This is a genomic window from Candidatus Palauibacter sp., assembly GCF_965216145.1.
GTDB lineage: Bacteria > Gemmatimonadota > Gemmatimonadetes > Palauibacterales > Palauibacteraceae > Palauibacter.
This window is the reverse complement of record NZ_OZ244149.1, coordinates 2,671,036-2,693,982: the sequence shown is the minus strand read 5'-3', so window position 1 is coordinate 2,693,982 and position 22,947 is coordinate 2,671,036. Positions and strand designations below refer to the sequence as shown.

20 protein-coding genes and 1 pseudogene are annotated in these 22,947 nt (G+C 70.0%); 3 read left to right on the top strand and 18 right to left on the bottom strand.

The genetic code is table 11. The features are described from left to right. Window positions 1–4: 4 nt before the first annotated feature. From ACOOHF_RS11380 to ACOOHF_RS11360, 5 genes are all read right to left on the bottom strand, one after another. The gene (locus tag ACOOHF_RS11380) at window positions 5–997 is read right to left on the bottom strand and encodes an ROK family protein (RefSeq protein WP_419934967.1); all 993 of its coding nucleotides are present in this window, start codon (window positions 995–997) and stop codon (window positions 5–7) included. A gap of 130 nt (window positions 998–1,127) precedes the next feature. Beyond that, a complete protein-coding gene (lepA, locus tag ACOOHF_RS11375) occupies window positions 1,128–2,930 on the bottom strand; it encodes a translation elongation factor 4 (protein WP_419934966.1) in 1,803 nt (600 codons plus the stop codon). Beyond that, complete coding sequence (locus tag ACOOHF_RS11370) at window positions 2,927–3,655, bottom strand: MBL fold metallo-hydrolase (RefSeq protein ID WP_420461784.1); 729 nt, start codon at window positions 3,653–3,655, stop codon at window positions 2,927–2,929. The genes lepA and ACOOHF_RS11370 overlap by 4 nt, the downstream gene beginning before the upstream one ends. A gap of 74 nt (window positions 3,656–3,729) precedes the next feature. After that, a complete protein-coding gene (pyk, locus tag ACOOHF_RS11365; RefSeq protein WP_420461783.1) occupies window positions 3,730–5,181 on the bottom strand; it encodes a pyruvate kinase in 1,452 nt (483 codons plus the stop codon). 32 nt (window positions 5,182–5,213) lie between these two features. Continuing rightward, window positions 5,214–5,543: a hypothetical protein gene (locus ACOOHF_RS11360; protein ID WP_419934963.1), complete on the bottom strand. Its 330-nt coding sequence runs from the start codon at window positions 5,541–5,543 to the stop codon at window positions 5,214–5,216. Window positions 5,544–5,826: 283 nt separating this feature from the next. Between ACOOHF_RS11360 and rpsU the strand changes: the two genes are divergently transcribed. Next, window positions 5,827–6,027, top strand: a complete 201-nt coding sequence (gene rpsU / locus ACOOHF_RS11355) for a 30S ribosomal protein S21 (protein WP_419934962.1) — start codon at window positions 5,827–5,829, stop codon at window positions 6,025–6,027. Window positions 6,028–6,064: 37 nt separating this feature from the next. Here rpsU and ispG read toward each other — a convergent pair whose 3' ends face one another. From ispG to murQ, 7 genes and pseudogenes are all read right to left on the bottom strand, one after another. Further along, window positions 6,065–7,330: a flavodoxin-dependent (E)-4-hydroxy-3-methylbut-2-enyl-diphosphate synthase gene (gene ispG / locus ACOOHF_RS11350; protein WP_419934961.1), complete on the bottom strand. Its 1,266-nt coding sequence runs from the start codon at window positions 7,328–7,330 to the stop codon at window positions 6,065–6,067. A gap of 65 nt (window positions 7,331–7,395) precedes the next feature. Continuing rightward, window positions 7,396–10,035: a vitamin B12-dependent ribonucleotide reductase gene (locus ACOOHF_RS11345; RefSeq protein ID WP_420461782.1), complete on the bottom strand. Its 2,640-nt coding sequence runs from the start codon at window positions 10,033–10,035 to the stop codon at window positions 7,396–7,398. A gap of 288 nt (window positions 10,036–10,323) precedes the next feature. Continuing rightward, window positions 10,324–11,187, bottom strand: coding sequence for a sodium:solute symporter family transporter (locus ACOOHF_RS11340; RefSeq protein WP_420461781.1), 864 nt, complete (start codon window positions 11,185–11,187; stop codon window positions 10,324–10,326). A 93-nt stretch (window positions 11,188–11,280) separates the two neighbouring features. After that, window positions 11,281–12,033, bottom strand: a complete 753-nt coding sequence (locus ACOOHF_RS11335; protein ID WP_420461780.1) for a sodium:solute symporter family transporter — start codon at window positions 12,031–12,033, stop codon at window positions 11,281–11,283. 20 nt (window positions 12,034–12,053) lie between these two features. Beyond that, window positions 12,054–13,523 carry a glycoside hydrolase family 3 N-terminal domain-containing protein gene (locus ACOOHF_RS11330; RefSeq protein ID WP_420461779.1) on the bottom strand — a complete coding sequence of 490 codons (1,470 nt, stop codon included), beginning with the start codon at window positions 13,521–13,523 and terminating at the stop codon, window positions 12,054–12,056. Then, the gene (locus ACOOHF_RS11325) at window positions 13,520–14,647 is read right to left on the bottom strand and encodes an anhydro-N-acetylmuramic acid kinase (protein ID WP_420461778.1); all 1,128 of its coding nucleotides are present in this window, start codon (window positions 14,645–14,647) and stop codon (window positions 13,520–13,522) included. Before ACOOHF_RS11325 ends, ACOOHF_RS11330 begins: the two co-directional genes overlap by 4 nt. A 230-nt stretch (window positions 14,648–14,877) precedes the next feature. Continuing rightward, window positions 14,878–15,738, bottom strand: a pseudogene (gene murQ / locus ACOOHF_RS11320) (N-acetylmuramic acid 6-phosphate etherase); the annotation flags it as partial. Between the two features lie 103 nt (window positions 15,739–15,841). On the opposite strand from murQ, the gene ACOOHF_RS11315 reads away from it, so the two are divergent. Continuing rightward, window positions 15,842–16,591, top strand: a complete 750-nt coding sequence (locus ACOOHF_RS11315) for an endonuclease III domain-containing protein (protein WP_420461777.1) — start codon at window positions 15,842–15,844, stop codon at window positions 16,589–16,591. A 5-nt stretch (window positions 16,592–16,596) separates the two neighbouring features. Here ACOOHF_RS11315 and ACOOHF_RS11310 read toward each other — a convergent pair whose 3' ends face one another. Further along, window positions 16,597–17,343 (bottom strand): hypothetical protein, encoded by a 747-nt coding sequence (locus tag ACOOHF_RS11310; protein ID WP_420461776.1) that lies wholly within the window; start codon window positions 17,341–17,343, stop codon window positions 16,597–16,599. A 111-nt stretch (window positions 17,344–17,454) separates the two neighbouring features. Here ACOOHF_RS11310 and ACOOHF_RS11305 point away from each other — a divergent pair, with 111 nt between their 5' ends. After that, entirely contained in the window at window positions 17,455–19,236 is a 1,782-nt protein-coding gene (locus ACOOHF_RS11305; RefSeq protein ID WP_420461775.1) for an ABC transporter ATP-binding protein, read from the top strand. A gap of 1 nt (window position 19,237) precedes the next feature. Here the strand turns inward: ACOOHF_RS11305 and speB are convergent, their stop codons facing one another. From speB to coaE, 5 genes are all read right to left on the bottom strand, one after another. Beyond that, window positions 19,238–20,140, bottom strand: a complete 903-nt coding sequence (gene speB / locus ACOOHF_RS11300; protein WP_420464364.1) for an agmatinase — start codon at window positions 20,138–20,140, stop codon at window positions 19,238–19,240. 11 nt (window positions 20,141–20,151) lie between these two features. Continuing rightward, window positions 20,152–20,598 carry a Fur family transcriptional regulator gene (locus ACOOHF_RS11295; RefSeq protein ID WP_419934952.1) on the bottom strand — a complete coding sequence of 149 codons (447 nt, stop codon included), beginning with the start codon at window positions 20,596–20,598 and terminating at the stop codon, window positions 20,152–20,154. Between the two features lie 94 nt (window positions 20,599–20,692). Continuing rightward, entirely contained in the window at window positions 20,693–21,118 is a 426-nt protein-coding gene (locus ACOOHF_RS11290) for a hypothetical protein (RefSeq protein WP_419934951.1), read from the bottom strand. Between the two features lie 111 nt (window positions 21,119–21,229). After that, window positions 21,230–22,285 carry a DHH family phosphoesterase gene (locus ACOOHF_RS11285; RefSeq protein WP_420461774.1) on the bottom strand — a complete coding sequence of 352 codons (1,056 nt, stop codon included), beginning with the start codon at window positions 22,283–22,285 and terminating at the stop codon, window positions 21,230–21,232. Next, on the bottom strand, window positions 22,278–22,937 hold the full coding sequence (coaE, locus tag ACOOHF_RS11280) for a dephospho-CoA kinase (RefSeq protein WP_419934949.1): 660 nt from the start codon (window positions 22,935–22,937) through the stop codon (window positions 22,278–22,280). The genes ACOOHF_RS11285 and coaE overlap by 8 nt, the downstream gene beginning before the upstream one ends. Window positions 22,938–22,947 lie beyond the last annotated feature (10 nt).

Below are 22,947 nucleotides of genomic sequence, written 5' to 3'. Positions count from 1 at the left end.
AAACTCAAAGGCCTCCGAGTCGGGCGAGATGGTAGGTGGCGGCGGCGCCGATCACGCCGGCCATGCCCCCGAGTTCGCTGCTCACGATCCGGCAGGCCTCGGCCGCGGGGCGAAACGCCCGCTTTCGCACTTCGCTCCGGAGCGGATCGAACAGATGCTTCCCCGCCCTCGTGACCCCCCCGGAGACGACGATCATCTCCGGGTTCAGGATGTTGATGAGGTTCGCGAGGCCGGTCCCCAGAAAGGCCGCGGTGTCCCGCATCACGCCGACGGCGTAGTCGTCTCCGGCCACGATCGCGTCCGACACGATCTCGGCCGTGACGGTCCGCAGATCGCCCTCCACCAGGTCGGGGATCAGACTCGCGGCCCCCGCCTCGAGTCCCTCGAGCGCCCGGGCCGCGATGGCGGGCCCCGACGCGTAGGCCTCGAGACACCCGTAGTTCCCGCAGCGGCACTTTCTCCCCGTGAAGTCGATCGTCATGTGCCCGATCTCCGCGGCCACATCCGATGTCCCGTGATAGAGTTCCCCGCCCAGCATGATCCCGCCGCCGATCCCCGTCCCGAGCGTAACCCCGACCAGATGGTCGACCCCGCGCCCCGCCCCCTGCCACCATTCGCCGAGCGTCGCCGCGTTGGCGTCGTTGTCGAGTTCCGCCTCGAGTCCGGTCGCCTTCACGATGAGGTCGCGGAGGGGAAAGTTCCTCCAGCCGAGGTTCGGCGTCTCGATCACGGTTCCGGCCTCGCGGTCCAGCGGTCCCGGGGATCCGAGCCCGATTCCGACGAAGGCGTCCTCCCCGAACCCCCCCTCACGGGCCGCGTCGCGCTTGACCTCGAAGATCATCGACACGATGCGGTCGACGACGAACTTCGCGCCGACGTGCGCGTCGGTCGGGAGCGTACGCATGCCGAGGACCGTGCCGCCGCCCACCGGCACCGCCCCCACCTTGATCGTCGTCCCCCCGAGGTCGACGCCGATGATGTAACGCCTGTCGCTCACGCTCTCGCCACGTCCTCTCTCCGGGGTTCGGCGGGATTCCAGCGCCCGGTCCGGGAAATGATAGACCGCCGGGCCGGCCCCCTCCAAAAGACCGACGCTTCGCGGCCGCAGATCGCGGTGCCCGCGGCTGTCAGTCGCCCTCGACCTGCAGCACGGCGAGGAAGGCCTCCTGGGGCACTTCGACGCTACCCACCTGCTTCATGCGCCGCTTCCCCTCCCGCTGCTTCTCGAGGAGTTTCCGCTTGCGCGTGATGTCGCCGCCGTAGCACTTGGCGGTCACGTTCTTCCGCAACGCCTTCACCGTCGTCCGCGCGATCACGTCCCGCCCGATCGCCGCCTGAATCGCCACGTCGAAGAGTTGCCGGGGGATGAGTTCCTTGAGCTTGCGGGCCATCTTCTGCCCGAACTCGTGGGCCCGGCTCCGGTGGACGATGACGCTCAGGGCGTCCACCGGGTCACCGTTGAGCAGGATGTCCAGCTTCACGAGGTCCGACGGCTCGTGTCCGGACATGTCGTAGTCGAGCGACGCATACCCGCGCGACACGGACTTCAGCTTGTCGTAGAAGTCCAGCACGATTTCGCCGAGCGGCATCGAATAGGCGATCTCCACCCGGGTGGGGTCCAGGTATTGGAGGTTGACGTACCGGCCGCGGCGGTTGTGGCAGATCCTCTGAATCGCCCCGATGTAATCCGCCGGCGACACGACCCGGATCTGGACGAACGGCTCCCGGACCTCGGCGATGTGAACGCGCTCGGGCATCTTCGACGGGTTCTCGAGCCGGATCTCGTCTCCGTTCGTGAGGGTCAGTTCATACTCGACGCTGGGCAGCGTCGTGATGAGATCGACGTCGAACTCGCGCTCCAGCCTCTGCTGCACGATCTCCATGTGGAGGAGTCCGAGGAAGCCGCAGCGGAAACCGAACCCGAGCGCCCCCGATGTCTCGGGTTCGTAGTGGAGGCTGGCGTCGTTCAGCTGGAGCTTCTCGAGCGCCTCCCGCAGTTCCTCGAAGTCGTCCGAGTCCGTCGGGTAGAGCCCCGCGAACACCATCGGCTTCGCCTCGCGGTAGCCGGGGAGGACTTCCGGAGCCCGGTCGTCGGCGTCGAGGACCGTGTCCCCCACCCGGGTGTGCCCCACGTTCTTGATCTGCGCCGTGAGATAACCCACCTCGCCGCAGCCGAGGGCGCCGGTCGGCTCGAAGCCGAGGCTCATGAAGCCGACCTCGTCGACCTCGTACACCGCGTCGTGCCGCCCGAACCCGATGCGCATGCCCTCGCGGAGGTGGCCGTCGACCACGCGCAGGATGGGCATCGCTCCGCGGTAGCGGTCGTACTGCGAGTCGAAGATCAGTGCTCTGAGCGGTGCGTCCGGATCTCCCCCCGGAGGCGGCACTCGCTCGACGATGGCTTCGAGGACCGCGTCGATCCCCTCCCCCTCCTTCGCCGAGGCGTGGATCGCCGCGGCGGGATCGATCCCGAGCAACTCCGACACTTCCTCGCTCACCCGCTCCGGATCGGCCGCCGGGAGATCGATCTTGTTGATCACGGGAACCACCTCGAGGCCCGCTTCGACGGCCAGGAAGAGGTTCGCGAGCGTCTGCGCCTCGATGCCCTGCGTCGCGTCGACGACGAGCAGAGCGCCCTCGCACGCGGCCAGGCTCCGGCTCACCTCGTAGGTGAAGTCGACGTGGCCCGGCGTGTCGATGAGGTTGAGTTGATACTCCTCCCCGTCGGGGTGCCGATAGGACATGCGGATGGCGTTGAGCTTGATCGTGATCCCGCGTTCGCGCTCCAGCTCCATGGAATCGAGGACCTGCTTCCGCATCCTTCGGGGGTCCACGGCGCCCGTGCGCTCGAGCAGCCGGTCCGCCAGCGTCGACTTTCCGTGGTCGATGTGGGCGATGATGGAGAAATTCCGGACCCGTCGCTGGTTCAAAACTCCACCACCAGTCCGTCATGGGCGGGTTCGATGCCCGGTGGCACGCGGCGCACGATCTCGGCGTGGGTCGTTCGGTGCGCGATGTGCGTGAGGTACGTCCGCCCCGCCCCCAGTCGCCGCGCGGTGGCGACCGCCTCCTCGATCGAAAAGTGTCCGGGGTGCGGGTCCCCGAACCAGAGTGCGTTCATGATGAGGACGTCCACGCCCGCGAAGACCTCGACGGCATCCTCCGGAATCGATTTCGCATCGACGAGCACGCCGAGCCCTCCCGCGCGGAAGCCGTAGCTCCGGTACACGCCGTGCGGGAGGGCGACGACCCGCAACTCGAGCCCGGCCGGCGCGATCACCTCGCGGTCCTCGAAGGTCCTGAGGTCGAGTTGCGGCACCGCCGATCCGGGCTGCGCCCTGCCGCCGCCCCAGATATACGAGAAGCGCCGCCGGATCGCGGACTCGAACTCCCGCGCCACGTAGAGGGGGATCGGGCCGCCCCGGCGCAGAGAGAAGATGCGCAGGTCGTCGATCCCGTGCGTGTGGTCCGCGTGCTCGTGCGAGAGGAACACGGCGTCGATCCGGTCGACCTTCGCGCCAAGGAGCTGCAGCCGAAGCTCGGGAGGCGTGTCCACGAGGAGGCGGGCCTTCCCTTCTTCGATGAGGAGGCCGTGACGCGTCCGGCTGTCCCGCGGGTCCCGGGATCGACAGGTGGCGCAGCGGCAGCCGATCACCGGGACTCCGAACGAAGTACCGGTTCCGAGGAATCGGACTCTCACGGTCGGCCGTCAGCGCCGGAAGGGGCGGATCACAACTCTTCGACGCGCATCATGTTCGTCGTGCCGGGGACGTGAAACGGCACGCCGGCCGTCACCACGAAGCGCTGGCCCGGCTCGCCCATGCCGAGTTCGAGAGCCTCATGCCGCGCCTTGTCCAGCATGCTGGAGTAGCTGATGCCTCCGTGGAACATCACCGGCTGCACGCCCCAGACCAGTGCCAGCTGGTTGTAGGTCCTCCACTGGTCGGTGATCGCGAGGATGGGGACGGATGGCCGCTGCGCCGACACGATCCGGGCCGTATAGCCGCTCTGCGTGAAGGTGACGATGAACGGGGAGTCGACGCGCTCGACCGCGATCAGCGACGACGCGGCGATCGCCCCCGAGGTCGTCTGCTGGATCTGCGAGAGGCCCTGAACGTGCTTCCCGGCCTGGCCCGTCCGCCCCAGGCGTTCGTGCTCGATGCGCCGGATGACCCGGTCCATGGTGCGCACCGCCTCGACCGGATACCCACCCATCGCCGTCTCCGCGGAGAGCATCACCGCATCGGTCCCATCCAGCAGCGCGTTCGCGACATCGGAGACTTCCGCCCGTGTGGGGCGGGGGCTCTCGATCATCGATTCCAGCATCTGCGTGGCCGTGATCACCGGTCGGGCGCGCTCCTGGGCGAGCCGAATGATCCGCTTCTGGATCATGGGGACTTCCTCGTACGGCAGTTCGACGCCGAGGTCGCCCCGGGCAACCATCACCGCGTCGCTCAGGGGCAGGATTTCCGCGAGATTCTCGAGCGCCTGCGACTTCTCGATCTTCGCGATGAGCAGGCACCCGCGGTCCATCTTCCGGCGTGTGGTCTCGAGATCCTCGGGCCTGCGCACGAAGCTCAGCGCGAGGTAGTCGAGCATGTGTTCGACCGAGAATTCGATGTCCGCGAGATCCTTCTCCGTCAGGGCCGGGGCGCCGACGCGTACGCCGGGCAGGTTGATCCCCTTCTGGGAGTTGAGGACGCCGACGCTGAAGGCCCGCGCCGAGACCCAGGACGGGTCGTCGTCGGACACCTCCTTCACCACGAACTCGAAGTGGCCATCGTCGAGGAGGATGCGAATCCCGGGCTCCACCTCCTCGGACAACTCCGGGTAGGTGGTGGGAATCCGCCGGCCGGGCGGACTTTGCTCAGGGGGATCCTTACCCTGGGGGAAAAACCAGTAGGTCTCTTCAGGCTCGATTTCGAGACGGCCGCCGGGGAGATCTCCGACCCGGATCTTGGGGCCCCCGAGGTCGCCGATGATGGCGACGGGGCGTCCGACATCCCGCGCCGCCTCCGAGACCTTCCGGACGACCTCGCCCGCACGAGAAGTCGGCAGGTGCGTGAAGTTGAGGCGGATCGCGTCCGTGCCGGCTTCGATCAACGGGTACAGCACGTCCCGGTCCCACGAAGCGGGGCCGATCGTGCTGACGATCTTCGCTCTTCGGAACCCTGCGCTCATCCGCGGCCCAGATCAGGTGGGAGGCCACGGTCCTATCCAGGCAGTCGGGCGACCTCCGAGAGGTTAGGTCGGTGGGCTACGATCCACTCGTGCATGTTCTGCAGTTGGCCGAGCGGGAGCCCCTCGAGGGACTTCACCTGCAAGCCGGGGATGATACAGGCAGCGGCCCGTCGGAGAAAGTAAGCGCGCTGCCGCCGGCGTTGTTCCGGATTGAGGCTGGTGCCCCCGGGGATGTCCGGGATCGGCTCTATGAGTCGGCGGTAACTGTAGACTTCGCGGGCGGAGAACTCGGAGGGGATCAGGTAGGCGTGCCCTTCAACCTCGAAGGTGCCGTCCGAAGAGATGGCAAGCCGAGGTGCCATATCCAGTCTCCTTACGTCGAAGTCAGAGACGCAAAAGACCGTGTTGCCGGAAGGCATGGACAATCTTCTCGATTCTCCCCACCCCAGCCACACGGTCCCCGGGCTTCCTGAACACACTATAGGCCGTGACCGGCTCTCGATGCAAATCTCGAGCGCCCTTTCTCCCTGGCGCTGGCCCCGCCGGGGATCGCCGGGGTTCTCCCCGTCCCGGCGGAATATTTGACGCGCCTTCGCGCGGGTCGCTAGAATTGGGGGCTAACCCTGCCGGGGAGGAGGAGCACACTTGCAGTATACGCTACGCGACAACGAAGAACTCGACCGCGCACTGCGGAAGTTCCGCCGAAAGGTCCAGCGGGCCGGGATCTTCCGTGACATCAAGAAGCACCGGTTCTACGAGAAGCCGAGCGAGGCCCGCCGTCGTAAGATGAAGGCTGCGGAGCGACGCCGACGGCGCCGTCGGCGCCGCCAGAAGGCCCGGGCCTAGCCTCCCCGACCGCCCCCCGGCAAGCCTCCCTCACGGGTCACTCGGCGAACCGCCGCTCTACGTACCCGTCGAGAATCTGTAGAAACTCGTCCACGATTCCCTCGCCGCGCAGCGTCGAATGATGCTCGCCGTCCATGTAGACGGGCGCGGTCGGCGCCTCGGCGACGCCCGGCAGCGAGATCCCGAGGTCCGCGTGCTTCGACTCGCCCGGCCCGTTCACGACACACCCCATCACGGCCACCGAAAGCTCCTCGACGCCTGGATACCGGTCGCGCCACGCCGCGAGACGGTCCGCGATGTGCTGCTCCACATCGAGCGCCAGTTGCTGGAAGAAGGTGCTCGTCGTGCGGCCGCAGCCCGGGCACGCCGTCACCTGGGGCTTGAAGCTCCGCAGCTCCAGCGATTGCAGGAGCTGCTGCGCGATTCGCACCTCCTCCGCGCGGTCGGCGCCGGGCTCGGGCGTGAGCGACACGCGGATCGTATCGCCGATCCCCTCCGAGAGGAGGATCGCGAGCGCGGCCGAGGAGGCGACCGTCCCCTTGCGCCCCATGCCCGCTTCGGTGAGCCCGAGATGCAGGGGGTAGTCGCAGCGTGACGCGAGTTCGCGGTACACCGCCACGAGGTCCGGTACGCGCGACACCTTCGCGCTGAGGACGATGCAATCCGGTGCGAGGCCGAGGGCTTCGGCGGCTTCGGCCGAGCGGAGGGCGCTCTCGATGATGGCATCGAGCGTCACGCGGTGGGCATCGCGCGGCTCGTCCCGCACCGCGTTCTCGTCCATGAGGCGGGTCAGGAGGATCGGGTCCAGCGACCCCCAGTTGACCCCGATCCGCACCGGCTTGTCATGCTCGATCGCGCAGCGGACGATCGTCGCGAACTGCTGGTCCCGGCGCTTCCGTCCCACGTTGCCGGGATTGATGCGGAACTTGGCGAGGGCGCGGGCGCAGCCGGGATGGCCGGGCAGCAGGATGTGACCATTGAAGTGGAAGTCGCCGACCAGCGGGACATCGACGCCGCGGTCGGCGAGACGCTCCGCGATCCGCGGTACGGCCGCGGCCGCGCGCGGCGTGTTCACGGTGATGCGGACGATCTCCGAGCCCGCCTCGTGCAGCTCCCGGACCTGCCGTGCGGTGGCGTCCACATCCGCGGTATCGGTGTTCGTCATCGACTGGACGACGATGGGGTGGGGCGCACCCACGGGAACGCCTCCGATATCGACCGGTGTCGTCGCGCGACGTGACGTGGAGGGTGTGTTCAAGCGGCTCCCCCGCAGCGATGGAGTTCGTGCGTCGCGGGGCACCATCGCGGCGCTCCGGAGACGGGAGCGGAAGGAGCGCTCCCCGTCCCGGTGAATCTACAGCCGAACGGTCATCCGCACTCGCTGTGGCCGCAAGCGTAGCACTTCGCGCAGCCCTCCTCGAACGCCAGGCTGCTGCCGCATTCCGAGCACACGCCGAGGAACATCCGGGCCGCCGACTCCTGGTAGCGCTCGATCACGGGGCGCTCCGCCGTCTGCGCGCCGCCGTTGGCGTTCCTTTTCCTGGCGGTCTCGACCTCCTCGATCGGGAGCGCCTGCTGGATGCCTTCCTTCTCCTCGAGGTAGCGCTCGATCACCTGAGCGATCGCGTCGGGGCCGGAGAGGACCTTCCTCGGTCCAATGCCGACCGCCCGGTCGGAAGAGATTCCGCGCAGCTGCTTGTGCACGTCGCCGAGGCGGATGCCGGAGCGCAGCGCCAGCGAGCACAACCGACCGATCGCTTCCGCGTCCGCCATCGCGGCCCCGCCCGTCTTGCCGAGCGCGACGAACACCTCGAACGGCCGTCCCTGGTCGTCCTCGTTGATGGTGACGTACATCGCTCCGAGCGGGGACGCGATCTGGCGCGTGTGGCCCCGGAGCACGGCCGGGCGTTGCCGCATCGCCACGCGGCGCATCCTCGAACCCTCGAGTTCGGTGATCCGGCGCTTCTTCTCCTCGACCGTCTGCTCGAGTTCCCGGTTGTGCGCCTCGAGTTCCCGGTTCTGGGCCTCAAGGGCGGCGAGGCGGGAGATCGAAGCCGCGAGTTCTCCGGCGACCTGCGGATCGAGGTCCACGGCGTCGAGCGTGACGCCATCGGCCGCCACCGCCGAGCCGCTCTCGCTCGTCTGGCGCTGGACCTCCTTCGCGGTCCGGCCGGTGGAGAGCACCTGTTCGTCGCGTGACCCGTCGCGATACACGGTCACGCCCTTGCAGCGCAGTGCGTGCGCCAGCTCGTAGATCTCCCGCACATCTTCCTGCGTGGCCGCGGTCGGAAAGTTGCACGTCTTCGAGATCGCCGAATCGCAATGTTCCTGGAAAGCCGCCTGCATCCGGATGTGCTGTTCCGGTATGACATCGTGCGCCGTGACGAAGGTCCCCTGTACATCCCCCGGCACTTCCTCGAAGTGGATATGGCCCTCGTCGGCGATGCGTCGCATCAACTCCTCCGAGTACCATCCCTCTTCCCTCGCACGGCGCACGAAGTCTGGATTGACGTCCGGCATCAGCACGCCGGCCTGGTTTCTCATGAACGCGACGGCAAACAGCGGCTCAATGCCGCTTGAACACCCCGCGATGATCGAAATGGTCCCCGTGGGGGCGATCGTGGTCAGGTTGCAGTTGCGAAGCCGGCGCTCGGGGCGGATCCGCCGGCCGTCCGCGTCGCGCGAGCACGCCTCGTCGGGACCCCAGATGGACTGCTCCCACTCGGGGAAGACGCCGCGCTCGGCCGCGAGCCGCTCGGACTCGCACTTCGACTCCTCATCGACGAAGCGCATCACCTCCCGCGCCAGTTCGACGGAGCGCTCCGAACCGTAGGGTTCGCCGATCCGCACCAGCATGTCGGCCCAGCCCATGATCCCGAGACCGATCCGGCGGATGCCGTGCGACAGGTCATCGATCTTCGCGAGCGGATACCGGTTGGCGTCGATGACGTTGTCGAGGAAGCGCGTCGACTCGTGCACCGCACCGCCGAGCGCGTTCCAGTCGACCTGCCCTTCATCGTCTACGAAGTAGCCGGCGTTGATCGAACCCAGGTTGCACACGTCGTAGGCCAGGAGCGGCTGCTCCCCGCACGGGTTCGTCGCCTCGTAGTCGCCGAGGTGAGGCACCGGGTTGTAACGGTTCGCTTCGTCGACGAAGAAGACGCCGGGCTCGCCGTTCCGCCATGCGCCGGCGATGACCTTCGAGAACACCTCTTCGGCGTTCAGCCGGTCCACCACCTCGCCGGTGCGCGGGCTCACGAGGTTGTAATCCGCACCCGTGCGGACCGCCGTCATGAAGGCGTCCGTGACGCCGACGGAGATGTTGAAGTTCGTGATCCGGGTCTTGTCCGACTTGCAGTCGATGAAGTGGCGGATGTCCGGGTGATCGACCCGCAGGATTCCCATGTTCGCACCGCGTCGCGTGCCGCCCTGTTTCACGGCCTCGGTCGACGCGTCGTACACCTCCATGAAGCTGACCGGGCCGCTCGCCACGCCCATGGTCGACTTGACCACGTCCCCCATGGGGCGCAGGCGGCTGAATCCGAAGCCCGTGCCGCCCCCGCTCTGATGGATGAGCGCCATGTCGCGGAGCGTCTCGTAGATCCCGTCGAGACTGTCCGGGACGGGGAGCACGAAGCACGCCGAGAGCTGGCCGAGCGGACGCCCGGCGTTCATGAGTGTGGGGCTGTTCGGCTCGAAGATGCCGTCGGCCATCAGGTGGTAGAAGCGCTCGGCGCGCTCCCGGATCGCTTCATCCGCGACGCCGTAGCGGCCGTCCTGCGACGCGATGACATGGGCCACCCGCCAGAAGAGATCGCACGGCTCCTCCACCGGATCCCCGCTGTCATCCTTCTTCAGATACCGTCGCGCGAGGACCGTGCGAGCGTTGTCCGTGAGCCGGGGCTCGGCGAGTCCGGTCGGCGTAGCGTCGGATCCTCTCGTCCCATCCGCCTGCGCCGACGCCTGCGCCGGCACGCCCGTCCGCACCGCCACCTCCGGTGGATTCATCGTTTTCCTCGTTTCCCTGTTCTCACAGCTTCCGAGGCCGACCCATCCGCAAGACCGGCTTCGGCCGGGACCCGACGACCGCGCGAGTCGAATGCCGGCCTAGGCCGGTCGAGCCTTGCCCCGCGAGGTGCCCGCCACCCCGCGACGAATCGGATTCGAGTGCCTCATCGCTTGTGGAGGCGAGGCCCGTCGTTTCCCACAACTCCACAGCTTTTCCACAAGAAAACCCCCGGTTTTTCGACACACACCGCTATATGTGGGGGCTCCGACAGCATAACGACACCATATCTAGTGGTCAAGCCGCGAACGGCGGTGGAGAGTCCAGAGGCAGGCTCCGCCGAATCCCGCCACGCCGGCGGCGAGGGCGGCCCCTCCCGGCTCCAGCAGCAGGGCTCCTCCGAGGGCGAACATCGTGCCGAACAGGAGGAGCGTGGCGGCGGCCGTGCGCAGGAGCGCCGTGCCGAGGGGGAGATCCGGCTCGACCCCCGCGCGAGCCCGGATCGCACGCCAGCCCGGCCCCGCCGGGCGAACCCGCCGGTAGAAGGCGAGCAGCGTCGCCGGCTCCTCGGGGCGCGTGAACCACATCACCGGAAGCCATACCGCGGCCGACCCGAAGGCGGTCACCGCGAGCCGCGTGCCGAACTCCATCGCGCCGAAGGCGGGAAGGTACGAGCAGAGCGCGATCGCGAACCCCGCCAGCATGGAGGCGAGTTCGGCCCAGGCGTTCACCCGCCACCAGAACCAGCGCAGGGTCAGCACCGCCCCGGGCCCGGTGCCGATGGCGATCATGAAGCGGAACAGCGCTCCGATGTCGTTCGCGAAGAAGGCGGCGGTCGTGGCCGCCGCGACGATGAAGGCCGAGCCGAGGCGCCCCAGCCATACGAGTCGGGCGGAGGACGCTTCGGGGGCGATGAAGCGTCCGTAGAGGTCGTTCACCAGATAGCTCGCGCCCCAATTGATCTGTGTCGAGACGGTGGACATGAAGGCGGCGAAGAAGGAGGCCACGACGAGTCCCAGCAGGCCGGCGGGAAGGTAGCGCAGCATGAGGATCGGGTAGCCGAGGTCGGGATCGGCGAGGTCCGGGAGTACGACCACCGCGACGAGCCCGACGAGCACCCACGGCCAGGCCCGGATCACGTAGTGCAGCCACACGAACAGCCACGCGGCCCGCTCCGCGTCGGCTTCGGAGCGGCAGGCGAGGAGACGCTGGACGAACTCGCCGCCGCCGTCGGAGCGCCGGAAGGCTCACCACTGGATCCCGAGATAGGCCAGGAAGGTGCCGAACGGGAGGGATTCGGAGCCGGGCGGAGGCGTCATCTGGAGGATGTCGCTTCGCCCCGCCGCGGCCAGGCGCAGCTTGAGTTCGGCCACGCCTCCGATCTCGGCAAGCGCGAAGGCGGCCACGAGGATGGCGCCGAGGAGGGCGAGGAAGAACTGAAAGAAATCCGTCGCGACCACCCCCCACAGCCCGGCGATGCCCGCATAGGCGAGGACGAAGATGGAGAGCGCCACGACGGCCCACAGCCGCTCGTCTCCCGGCATCCATCCGGAGAGATCGGGGAGGAGTCCGAGCGCCTCGACGACCTTGCGCATCGCGAGCATGACGAAGCCGATCGAGATGCAGTTGATGGGGACCGCGAACAGGAAGGCGCGCGTAGCCCGCAGGACCGCGGCCGGTCGTCCCCCGTACCGGAGTTCCGTCAGTTCCACATCCGTCACCACCTCGGCGCGGCGCCACATGCGGGCGAAGAGGTAGAGGAGGAGGTGGTGGGAGAGACCGAAGGACCACCACTCCCAGTTGCCCGCGATACCCCGCCTGGAGATGAGGGCGGAGACGTAGAGCGGGGTGTCGACGGAGAAGGTGGTCGCGGCCATCGAGGTCCCCGCCAGCCACCAGGGGAGGGCGCGCCCGCCTACGAAGAAGTCGACGACGCTGCCGCGCGACCGCCGTGACAGCCACAGCCCGACCCCGAACGTGAGGGCGAGGTAGCTCCCCACGACCCACCAGTCGACGGGACTCAGCGACCGCTCCCCGCGGGTCGGCCCGAGACGGCGGGGACCGCGGCGCGGAGCCAGGCGGCGGCGGCCCGCTCCATCACCGTCTCGGTGGACCAGGCACAGATTCCCGGCGCACCCAGCGACGGGAGCCAGCGCGCGTGGCCGAGCAGCACGACGAGTCCCCGCGCCGCGGCCTGTACGGCGACCCGCGCCTCGCGAAGGACTCCGGCGGACGGCGCGCCGCGGCCCTTCCAGCCGCGGGGGGTCGCGGCGAGTACGACGATGCACTGCTCCGCCTCGGAGGCATCGCGGATCCGCCACCCCGCCGCGCGCAGTTCATCCGAGACGATCGCGCCCAGGGCGCCCGCGCGCCCCGCCGGCGGCCCCACCTCCGGGTCGTCCGAGACGCCGACCACCCGGGTCGTCGCACCTGGGCTCCAGCCGGATACGGCCTCGGGGTCACCGACGATCGTGTCGCACGCGAAGGCCACCGGCTCAAGATCACCGCGGGACGCCGGCGCGGCGGACCGAAAGGCGTGACCGGCGCGGCCCGCGCGGCCGACGGCGTCCGCCAGCCGGGTCGCGAGGGCGGGGTCATCGACAGCCGCCCGCCCGAGCGCCTCGATCGTCGCCCCCGCGTCCGCGGGGTAGCACATGAGGTCACAGCCGGCGGCCAGCGCCTCGACGGCGGCCTCCGCATCGTTGCGACCGATGCCGCCCATGATCATGGCGTCGGTCGAGATCACGCCCTCGAAACCGAGCCGTCCGCGGAGCAGCCCCGTCACGATGCCGGGGGAGACGGTGGCCGCCCGCCCGCTGCCCAGCGCCGGGTAGGCGACGTGAGCCGCCATGACGCTCCCGACCCGATCCGCGACGGCCGCGAACGGGGCGAGGTCCTGTTCGAGGAGGGGGGCGGGAGCGTCGATGGTGGGGAGGCCGATGTGCGAATCCTCCGTCGTCCGGCCGTGGCCGGGAAAGTGCTTCGCGCACGCCACCGCGCCGGCGGACTGGCAGGCGTCGATCCAGCGGCCGCCCAGTTCGCCGACGCGCCGGGGATCGGAACCGAAGCTCCGCGTGGCGATGATCGGGTTGTCCGGCTCCACGTCGAGGTCGAGGACCGGGGCGATCACCCAGTTGATGCCGACGGAGAGCGCCTCCTCGGCCGTCGTCCGACCCGCCTGCGCGACGGCGGTTTCCGGGTCCGGGTGCGCCGCGAGGGCGGCCGGAGGCGGCAGCTCGGTCAGGCCGCGGAGTTGCTGCCCCGCGCCGCGCTCGAGGTCCGCCCCGATCCAGAGCGGACGCCCCGCACCCTCCCGCACCCGCTCGACGAGACGCCCGACGCGCTCGGCTTCCCCACCGAAGAGGATGAAGCCGCCCACGCCGAGTTCGAGTCCCCGGTCGGCCCGCGCCTCGACCTCGCGGGGAGACCAGCGGTCGAGCCGCAGCGCTTCGATGACGACCCGCGCCGGATCGACGCAGGGACCTGTCATGCGGGCGTCCGCGCGCCGAGGAGGCGGGGGCCGTCCGCGCCCGTCGCCCACGGGGCGTTGGCGGGAAACCCCAGCACATGCTGCCGCGCGAGGAGCGCGAAGGCGACAGCCTCCCGGGCGTCCGGATCGAGGCCGAGCACCGACAGGTCGCGGACGGGCAGCGGCGACAGGAGCCGTTCGAGCCGCCCGGCGAGGACCGGGTTCCGGGCTCCGCCGCCGCACAGATAGCACGCCGCCGGCCTCCCTTCGAGCCAGCGATGTGCGTCTGCGATCGTGCGCGCGGTCAGTTCGGTGAGCGTCGCGACCGCATCCTCGGGGGAGAGCGCGGCGTGCCGGTCCAGCCACTCGAGCAGCCGTGCGCGCGAGAAGCGCTCGCGGCCCGTCGACCGCGGAGGCGGTTGAGAGAAGAAGGGGTCGGCGAGCCACTCCGAGAGCGCCGCCTCGCTCACAACGCCGCGGCGGGCCAGCCCTCCATCCAGGTCGAAGCGGGACGCGCCGCCGGTCAGGCGCTCGACCGCCCCATCGATGAGGACGACGCCGGGGCCCGTGTCATAAGCCTGGGGCGGATCGTCGCTCGACGCCGCCGGGAGCGCGGTCACGTTTCCGATCCCTCCGATGTTCTGGATCGCGCGCGGTTCGTCGCCCCGGAGCAGAAGCCAGTCGGTGTAAGCGGTGAGCGGCGCCCCCTCTCCCCCGGCCGCCATGTCGCGCACCCTGAAGTCCGAGACGACCTCGCACGACGTCGACTCCGCGATGACGGCCGCCTGGCCCAGCTGCAGCGTGGCGCCGCGTCGTGCCCCGGTCGGGGGTTCGTGCCATACGGTCTGTCCGTGACTCCCGATCGCTTCGATGTCGCCCGGTCCGAGCGAGGCCGAGGCCAGCGTACGGAGCACCGCGGCGCCGATCCGCGCACCGAGCTCGAAGTCGAGGCTGCAGATCGAGGCGGCGCTCCCCGAGATGATCGCGGCCTCGATGTCGCGCCGTGTCGCCGCCTCGTACGGCTCGGTGCGGAAGGCGACGACGCGCCAGTTCCGCGGCCGCTCGCGCCCCCCCTCCGTTTCGACGATCGCGACATCGATCCCGTCGAGTGACGTGCCCGACATCACTCCCACCCACATCGTCATGCGTCCTCCCCCGCCAGCAGCGCCGGATGCAGGCGCTCCCGGATTCTCATCTCGTGCGCCGCGCCGTGCTGGGCGACCCCGCGCAGGAACTGGTACAGCGTCAGCGTCTCGTCTCCGATCCGGGCGAGGCGGGCGGGCGCGTCGCCCAGCCGGGCGAGAAGTTCAGGGCCATCGGGCCAGCCCGGCGCCAGCGGGTAGCCGCCAAAGCGGGGGCGCCGGCCGCCGCCGAAACGCTCGATCGCCAGGCCGAGGAAGCCGTCGACGCAATCCAGATACCGTTCGGCGCGCGCCCGATCGACGCCGAGCGCGTGCATCGCGAGCGCCGTCTTCACGGCGCCGCCCGTGCGGATCAACGCGCGCCGGGCCTCCGCGCGCGGCGCGCCCGTCACCATCGTGAAGATCCGAATCCCCCGGTCGACGAGCTTCGCGGAGCGCGCGCGCAGGTCCACCATGAGGTTCTCGTACACGCGCCCGGTGCGGACCATCGCCGCCGTCGTGATCGCGTTCAGCACGAGCTTCGTCGCGGTCCCCGCCTTCATCCGCGTGGAGCCGGCGATGACTTCGGGACCGACGAGCGGGAGGATGAGGTGGTCCACCAGGTCGGCGACTTCCCGCGCCGGCTCCGTGCAGCCGAGGAAGGCCGTCCCCGCGCCGAGCGAAGCCGCCTCGCGCAGCGCCCCGAGGACGTACGGGGTCGTCCCGGAGGCGGCGATCCCGAGCACGAGATCCGCGGGCCCCACCCCCAGCTCGCGAACGGCTTCCGCCCCGCCCGCCCGCGAGTCCTCGGCCCCCTCGGCGCTCCGCGCGAGCGCGCCCGGCCCTCCGGCGATGATCGCCCGCACGAGGCTCGGGTCGACGCCGAACGTGGGCGGGCATTCCGCCGCGTCGAGGACCCCGAGTCGGCCACTCGTCCCGGCGCCCGCGTACACGAGGCGCCCCCCGCGGCGGCATCGCTCGACGATGTCGTCCACCACACGCGCGATCCCCTCCGCCTGGGAGGCGATGGCCTCCGGCACCGCCCGATCGATCGCGCGGGTGCGCGGATTGCGCGCCTCCGTGAGGCGGGGATCCAACGTATCCGACCTCGGGATTCGTTGCTGGGGGATCCGGCGTCAGGGTACACTGCGGGCCAACCTAGAAGTTTCACGGTGGCCGCGGGAGTCGCGACGGCCCGGAGAGGAGGGACGCGCCAGGGTGAGTTCCGCACGGGATACAGCTCCCGGCCCGGAGGCCGGTCTCGTCCTCCGGCGCCTCGCTCGACGGTTCCCCGTCCCCGACAAGCCGCAACTCGCTCCGCTCGACGAACTCATCCTGACGATCCTGAGCCAGTCGACGACCGACCGGAACCGGGACCGTGCCTGGCGCAACCTCGCCGAACGGTTCCCGCGCGAGCCGCGGCCCGGGGGCGAAGACCCGTCGGGACACTCGGGCCAACCCGTCTCGATCTGCTGGGAGTCCGTGCTGCGCGCCGGCCCGGAGGCGCTGGAGGACGCCGTCCGCGTCGCGGGGCTGGCGAACCAGAAGGTGCCGGCCATCCTCCACGCCCTCGAACGACTCGCCGCCGAGGTCGGCCGGCTGTCGCTCGACCACCTCGGGGAGATGGACGACGACGAGGCGATCGCCTACCTGACGACCTTCCGCGGCGTCGGCGTGAAGACCGCCGCCTGCGTGCTCTGCTTCTCGCTGCGGCGGCCGGTGCTCCCCGTCGACACGCACGTCCTGCGCATCGCCCGCCGCCTGGCCTGGGCCCCTCCGCGGGCCTCCGCCGACCGGACGCACGCGATCCTGGCCGATCGGGTGCCCCCCGAAGAGCGATTCCGGATGCACATGCTCCTCATCACTTTCGGGCGCGCGCTCTGCCTGGCCCGCACCCCGCGCTGCGGCGAATGCCCGCTGGAGCCCGACTGCCCCAGGGTGGGTGTCCGGACGTCCGTGGCGAAGTAGCGGACTCACATGGCGGGGATCCCGAACACGAACGGTTCGTCCAGCCGCACCCTCAGGATCGCCCCGGGCTCGAGCCCCGGGGCCGCGTCCCCCGCCGGCAGCAGGATCGCCGTGCCCGGCGCTACGCCGGCCGCCGCTCCGACGACCAACCCCCGACGACCGCCCCCGATCACGCGACCCAGGATCGGCTCCGTCGCCGCCTCGTCGGCCCACGCGCCCAACCCGGCGGGATCGATCGCGACGACCGACGCCGATATCGGCCACTCCCGCCCGTTGAAGAGCACGTTGACGAAGCGGAGCTTGACCATCGCTTCACCCCCGTCGGCCGATATCTCCATCGCGGTGATCGCGCCCCCGACGAGCGAGTTCAGAGGCACGAGAACCATGTTGTTCTCGATCAGCGGCCGGATCACCCCGGCCCTGAAACGGTCCCCGGGGCGTTGTTCACCCACGCGGATCGGATCGATGAGTTCGATCTCGAACTCGGCACCGGCTCTGACCTGGACCATCGTGAAGGAGACCTCGGCCTCGTTCCCGCCCTCGGCGGGCGCTCCACCTTCCGTCGTCTCGGTATCCGGCGCGGCCGGAGCCCGCCGCACGGGCGACGTCGGGGGCGGGTTCTCCCCCGCATCCCCTTCCGTCCGCGCCCGATCGGGCACGATCTCCGGCGCGCAACCCGCCGCGAGAGCGATCGTCGCGAGCGCCGCCGCGCCAGACGCGACGAGGCGTTCAATGCCTCGTTTTGCAGTCATCAGGCTTCCTTTCTGTCATTGTACGGCCCCCGGCGCGCGCGTACGTTCGACGGCGTGCCGGCCGACCGCCGCCATCCGCCGTGTCCGCTCGGCCGGTCCACCGGAGATGCCTTGAAATCCCTTCGAACGCTGCTACCCTACTTCCGCCCGTACCGGTTGGGAATCTCGGCCGGGCTTCTCCTCGTCATCGTCAGCAATCTGTTCACCGTCGCGGCCCCCTACATACTCAAGATGGCCATCGACGCCCTGGAACAGGAACTCCGCCCCGAACTCATCCTGCGCTACGCGGCGCTGCTCGCGGGGATTTCCCTGCTGGCCGGCGTCACGCGGTTCTGGATGCGGAAGTTACTCAACGGCCTCAGCCGGCGGATGGAGACCGATCTGCGGCGGGATCTCTTCGGCCACCTCATGCGTCTCCCGCCGCAGGTCTTCGACGCGTGGCGCACCGGCGACCTCGTGAGCCGGGCCACGAACGACGTGCAGGCGGTCCGCATGGTCGCCGGCCCCGCGATCATGTACGCGGTCAACACCGCCACCGTCGCCACGCTGGCCCTGGGGCTGATGATCTGGATCGACCCAATGCTGACGCTATGGGCGATGATCCCGATGGCCGTCCTCCCCCCCGTCGTGTTCATCTTCGGCCGGCAGATCCATCAGCGCTTCGAGAAGATCCAGGCCCAGTTCTCGGAGCTGTCCAACTTCGCGCAGGAGAACCTCGCCGGGGCCCGCATCGTGAAGGCGTACGTGCGCGAAGACGCGCAGGCACACCGTTTCGAGGCCCTGAACCGGCACTACAAGTCGCTCAACCTCAGCATCGCCCGCGTGTGGGGGCTGTTCCATCCCTCGCTCATGTTCTTCACGGGCATCGGCGCCGTCGTCGTGCTCTGGTTCGGCGGCGGACAGGTACTGCGGGGGGCGATCAGCCTCGGCGATTTCGTCGCCTTCTCCTTCTACCTCACGCTGCTCATGTGGCCGATGATCGCGCTCGGCTGGGTGACCAACCTCTTCCAGCGCGGGGCCGCGTCGATGGGGCGGCTCAACGAACTGCTCGGGATCACGCCCGGGATCCGCGACCCGGAGACGCCGGTCGCCTTCCCCGCTCCGCGCGGCGCGGTGGAGTTCGATGACGTCTCCTTCGGGTATCCAGGCGGAGCGCGCGACATCCTCCACCACCTCTCGTTCCGCATTGAACCCGGCCAGACGGTCGCCATCGTGGGGGCCACGGCGAGCGGGAAGTCGACGCTGGCCGCGCTCATCCCTCGCCTCTACGACGTGACCGAGGGCACGATCCGCGTGGACGGCACGGACATCCGGCAGATCCGGCTCGAGGCGCTCCGGGACGCGATCGCCTTCGTCCCGCAGGAACCCTTCCTCTTCAGCATGCGGCTGAGGACGAACATCGAACTGCGCCAGGGCGAGGAGGCGGCGGGGGCGCCGCTCACCGACGAACTCCGGAGCGCGCTCGCCGTCTCGCAGCTCGAGAAGACGCTCGCCGTCCTCCCCACCGGGATCGACACCCGTCTGGGCGAGCGCGGCATCAACCTCTCGGGGGGGCAGAAACAGCGCGCCACGCTGGCCCGCGCGGTCCACCGCGACGCGCCGATCCTGATCCTCGACGACGCCCTCTCGGCCGTGGACTCGGAGACGGAGACGGCGATCCTGGAGGCGCTGCGCGACTATATGTCCGGACGGACGTCGATCATCGTGTCGCACCGGGTATCCGCGGTCCGTACCGCCGACCTGATTCTCGTCCTCGACGATGGACGGCTCGTGGAACGCGGCGTGCACGAGGATCTCATCGCGGCCGAGGGCACCTACGCCCGGTTGCTCCGGCGCCAGCTCGTGGAGGAGGAACTCGAGAGCCTCGAGCGGCGCCGCGTCGCGGGCGCCTGACTCAGCCTCGCGCGGCCCGGAACCCGATCATCTTGTAGGCGAGCTTCGCGGCCGTGAAGGCCGAGGCCTCCTCGCCGCGGCGCGGCGCGAGTTCGACGAGGTCGGCCCCCACCACGTTGCGCTCACGGAAGACCCGGGAGAGGAGATCGAGAGCGTCCCACCACCCGCCCCCGCCCGGCTCGGGCGTGCCCGTGGCCGGCATGAGCGACGGGTCGAAGAAATCCACGTCGAACGTGATGTAGACGTTCTCCCCCAGCGCCCGGAGCGCCCGCTCGACCCACCCCGGACGCCGCATCTCGTGCGCGAAGACGACCTCGAGTCCGCGGTCGCGGATGATGTCGCGCTCCTCCAGGGTGAGCGCCCGGATTCCGACCGATACGATGTTCGCGCTTCGTTCCAGCACGCGCCGCATCACGCAGGCATGGTTCCACAGCGAGCCGTGGTGGCGATCCCTGAGATCGGTATGGGCGTCGAACTGGAGGATCGTCACGTCGCCGCCGAGCCGGTCCAGCCAGGCCGTGGCCGGCGCACTCGAGATGGAGTGTTCTCCGCCCAGCCCGATGACGAAGCGGTCCCCGGCGGCCTCGAGGAGGTCGTCGTACAGGGCGCGGAGCCTCGCCACCGCCAGCTCGGGCCCCTCCGTACCCAGGTCGATCGAGGGGAGCGTGCAGACGCCGACTTCGTACGGCTCGGAATCGAGTTCCTCGTCGTACCACTCGATGTAGCGGGAGGCCTCGATGATCGCCGCCGGGCCTTCCCGCGTACCGGTCCCCCAGCTCGTCGTGGCTTCGTACGGGACGGGCAGGATGATGACGGCGGACGCGTCCCATCCGGAGAGGGAGGGCGGGAGGTCGAGGAAGTTGTGCCGGTCGGTCCACTCGTGCCTGGCGAGGGCGGCGGGCAGATCCGTTCCGGTCAGTGGAGGCAGTCGGGGCAGTAGCCCTCCAGCTCGAGACGATAGCCGACGACGTCAAAGGGCGTCATCTCGGACAGACCCTGCATCCAGTCGCGGGGGCGCAGACCCTCGATGTCCTGCACGCGCCCGCACGAGAGGCAGCGGATGTGCTCGTGTTCGTCGGTGCGGCCGTCGTACCGCGCCGGACCGGCGCCGAGCGAGAGCTTGCGCGCGACCCCGCAGGTGACGAACGCCTCGAGCGCCTTGTACACCGTGGCGAGGCTGATGTCGGGGATATGTTCCCGGACGCAGGTGAAGACATCGTCCGCCGTCGGATGCGCCGTCGTCCCCGAGAGGACGCGGTACACCGCGGCGCGCTGGGCCGTAAACCGGTGTCCCCGGGCTTCCAGAGCGCGACGCAACTCTTCCGGCGTCATCTCGCGAGTCGGCGCGTCCAAAGGGTTCACTGCGATATCCCGCCGTCCAGAGAATCAGGAGGCGGACCGACCCCGGGGGCGATCCGCCGATCACCCTCGAAGCTAATGCCCCTGTCGACGGCGATCAATCGGCCGCGTCGGTCTCCCGGTACTGCTCGAGGAAGGTCTCCCAGCGCTCGTCGTCGCCGTCGATCGACACATGTCGGGCCGGCGTCGGCTGCCTCAGCCGCCGCTGGAGACCGGCGACGAGATTCGGGACGCGGTCGGCGGGCGCGCGGCCGTGCTCCACCACCACCTGATGGGCCGCCGTCCCGTTGGCCGGGACCATGCGCGCGCTGTAGAGCGCCCGCTTTCCGTCCTCGAGGATACGCGTGAAGAGGAGAAACTCGGACGAATCCTCAAGCTGGGGGAGCGGCGGGAAAAGCCAGATATCGCCGATGCTCGGCGGGGGAACCCGCCGGCTCAGGTCTCCGAGACGGGCCGTCCGGGACCGGGGATCGAGCGCCCCGTTGTGGGGGCCGGGCATGTGCTTCCCTACCTTCGCGTCCATCTCACCTCCACCACCAGAACCCCTCTCAGGAGACCCCCAACGGGTCTCCCGGACGCAAACGGCACGCCGCGAACATACGGACGACGCCCTTCCGGAGGCAATCGACCCCCGTCAGTGCGGCGAGGGCGACTCCGGCTCGGTGGCCGCCTCCACGAGCGGACGCAACGCATCCAGCACGACCCGGACCGCCTGTTCCAGATCGAGTTCGATGATCGCGCCGGACGCCTTCGTGTGCCCTCCACCCCCCAGGAGTTGCGCCACGCCGGACACATTCACGCTTCCATTGGAACGCAGCGACACTTTCGTCCGGTCGGGGGCCAGACCGCGGAAGAAGAGCCCGACCTCGATCCCCTCGAGGCGGCGCGGAAACTCGACCAGGCCCTCCATGTCCTCGCCGCGCGCCCCGACCCTCGAGAGCGCCCGGTGATCGAGGGCGATCCAGGCGATCGGCGCGCGGGGGTCGACCTCGAGCCGCTCGAGACCGAGTCGCAGCAGCCCGAGCTTCCCGCGGGTGTAGACGCCGTACAGGGCGCGATACATCGCCCCCGAGTCCACCCCCGCCCCGAGCAGCACGCTCGCGATGGCATGGGCGCGGGGGCTCGTGTTCGAGAAACGGAAGGAACCGGTGTCCGTCGTGATGGCCACGTACAGGCCCTCCGCCTCGCGGAGGGTGAGCGGGTCTTCATCGAACGACAACAGATCGAAGATCAGTTCCCCCGTGGCGCACGCCGACGGGTCGCGAATCGCGGGGTCCGCGAGGGCGGCTCCGGAGGGCGGGTGATGGTCGATGAGGACGCCCCCGACTCGGGCGGCGTACCCCGGCAGGCGGCCGAGGCGCTTCGGCTCGGCCGTGTCGAGGATGGCCAGGCAGTCGGCCCGGTTCAGCGTATCCGCGGCGGCGGGGTCCCGCTCCACAAACGCCGGCACTTCCGTGAGGAGGAAGCGGAGGGAACGCGGGGGAGGGCTCGGTGTGACGATCGCGACTTCCGCACCACGCCGCAGGAGCCGTGACGCCAGCGCCACCATGCTTCCGATGCCGTCGCCGTCCGGGTTCACGTGCGTCGTCAGCACGACGGACGACGCCTCGTGCAGGCGGCTCCGAACCGCCTGGAGAGCGGCGGCCCGCGTGGAAGACATCCGGGGCACGACGAGGCGGCCGTCAGACATCGTCTTCCGCCCCCGCGGCGGCGGCCCCGGCCCGGGCCCGGGCCGCCGCCAGGATGCCCTCCCACAGCTCCCGGGCCGCCTGGTCGAGCCGCTCCGGATCGCCCGCGTTGTCGAGCATGCGGTCCGCCCGCCGCCGTTTCTCGGAGGCCGGGAGCTGGGCCGCATCGACGGACGCGAAGCGCTCGGGGCTCCAGCCCCGCGAACGCCGCGCCCGCGCCTGGCGCGCTTCCGCCGGCGCGTCGACCGCCACGATCATGTCGTAGTCGCCCTCCAGGCCGACCTCGAACAGGAGCGGGATCTCCTCCACGATCACGCGCTCGCCGGCCGCCGTCGCCTCCGCCACGCGACGGGCTCGCAGTTCGTGGATGCCCGCGTGGGAGATGCGCTCGAGACGCGCCCGCGCCTCGTCGTCGCCGAAGACCGCCCCCGCGAGCGCCGCGCGGTCGATGGCCCCATCGGGGCCGATCACGCCTTCGCCGAACGCGTCGCGGATCTGCCGGAAGGCCGGCGAGCCCGGCCGCACGACTTCGCGGGCGAGTTCGTCGGAGTCGATGACGGTGGCGCCGAACGCGGCCAGCCGGCGGGCCACGGCGCTCTTCCCCGCCGCCACCGTGCCGGTGAGGCCCACCCGGAAGGGGACGGGCGCGCTCACGCGCACCGCC

What these genes read in the sequence shown, in the direction of transcription:
- ACOOHF_RS11345 (WP_420461782.1), bottom strand. Translation starts at nt 10,035, where the DNA reads ATGAATCCACCGGAGGTGGCGGTGCGGACGGGCGTGCCGGCGCAGGCG.
- ACOOHF_RS11360 (WP_419934963.1), bottom strand. Translation starts at nt 5,543, where the DNA reads ATGGCACCTCGGCTTGCCATCTCTTCGGACGGCACCTTCGAGGTTGAA.
- ACOOHF_RS11290 (WP_419934951.1), bottom strand. Translation starts at nt 21,118, where the DNA reads ATGGACGCGAAGGTAGGGAAGCACATGCCCGGCCCCCACAACGGGGCG.
- ACOOHF_RS11330 (WP_420461779.1), bottom strand. Translation starts at nt 13,523, where the DNA reads ATGACAGGTCCCTGCGTCGATCCGGCGCGGGTCGTCATCGAAGCGCTG.
- pyk (WP_420461783.1), bottom strand. Translation starts at nt 5,181, where the DNA reads ATGAGCGCAGGGTTCCGAAGAGCGAAGATCGTCAGCACGATCGGCCCC.
- ACOOHF_RS11285 (WP_420461774.1), bottom strand. Translation starts at nt 22,285, where the DNA reads ATGTCTGACGGCCGCCTCGTCGTGCCCCGGATGTCTTCCACGCGGGCC.
- ACOOHF_RS11325 (WP_420461778.1), bottom strand. Translation starts at nt 14,647, where the DNA reads ATGACGATGTGGGTGGGAGTGATGTCGGGCACGTCACTCGACGGGATC.
- ispG (WP_419934961.1), bottom strand. Translation starts at nt 7,330, where the DNA reads ATGGTGCCCCGCGACGCACGAACTCCATCGCTGCGGGGGAGCCGCTTG.
- ACOOHF_RS11310 (WP_420461776.1), bottom strand. Translation starts at nt 17,343, where the DNA reads ATGACTGCAAAACGAGGCATTGAACGCCTCGTCGCGTCTGGCGCGGCG.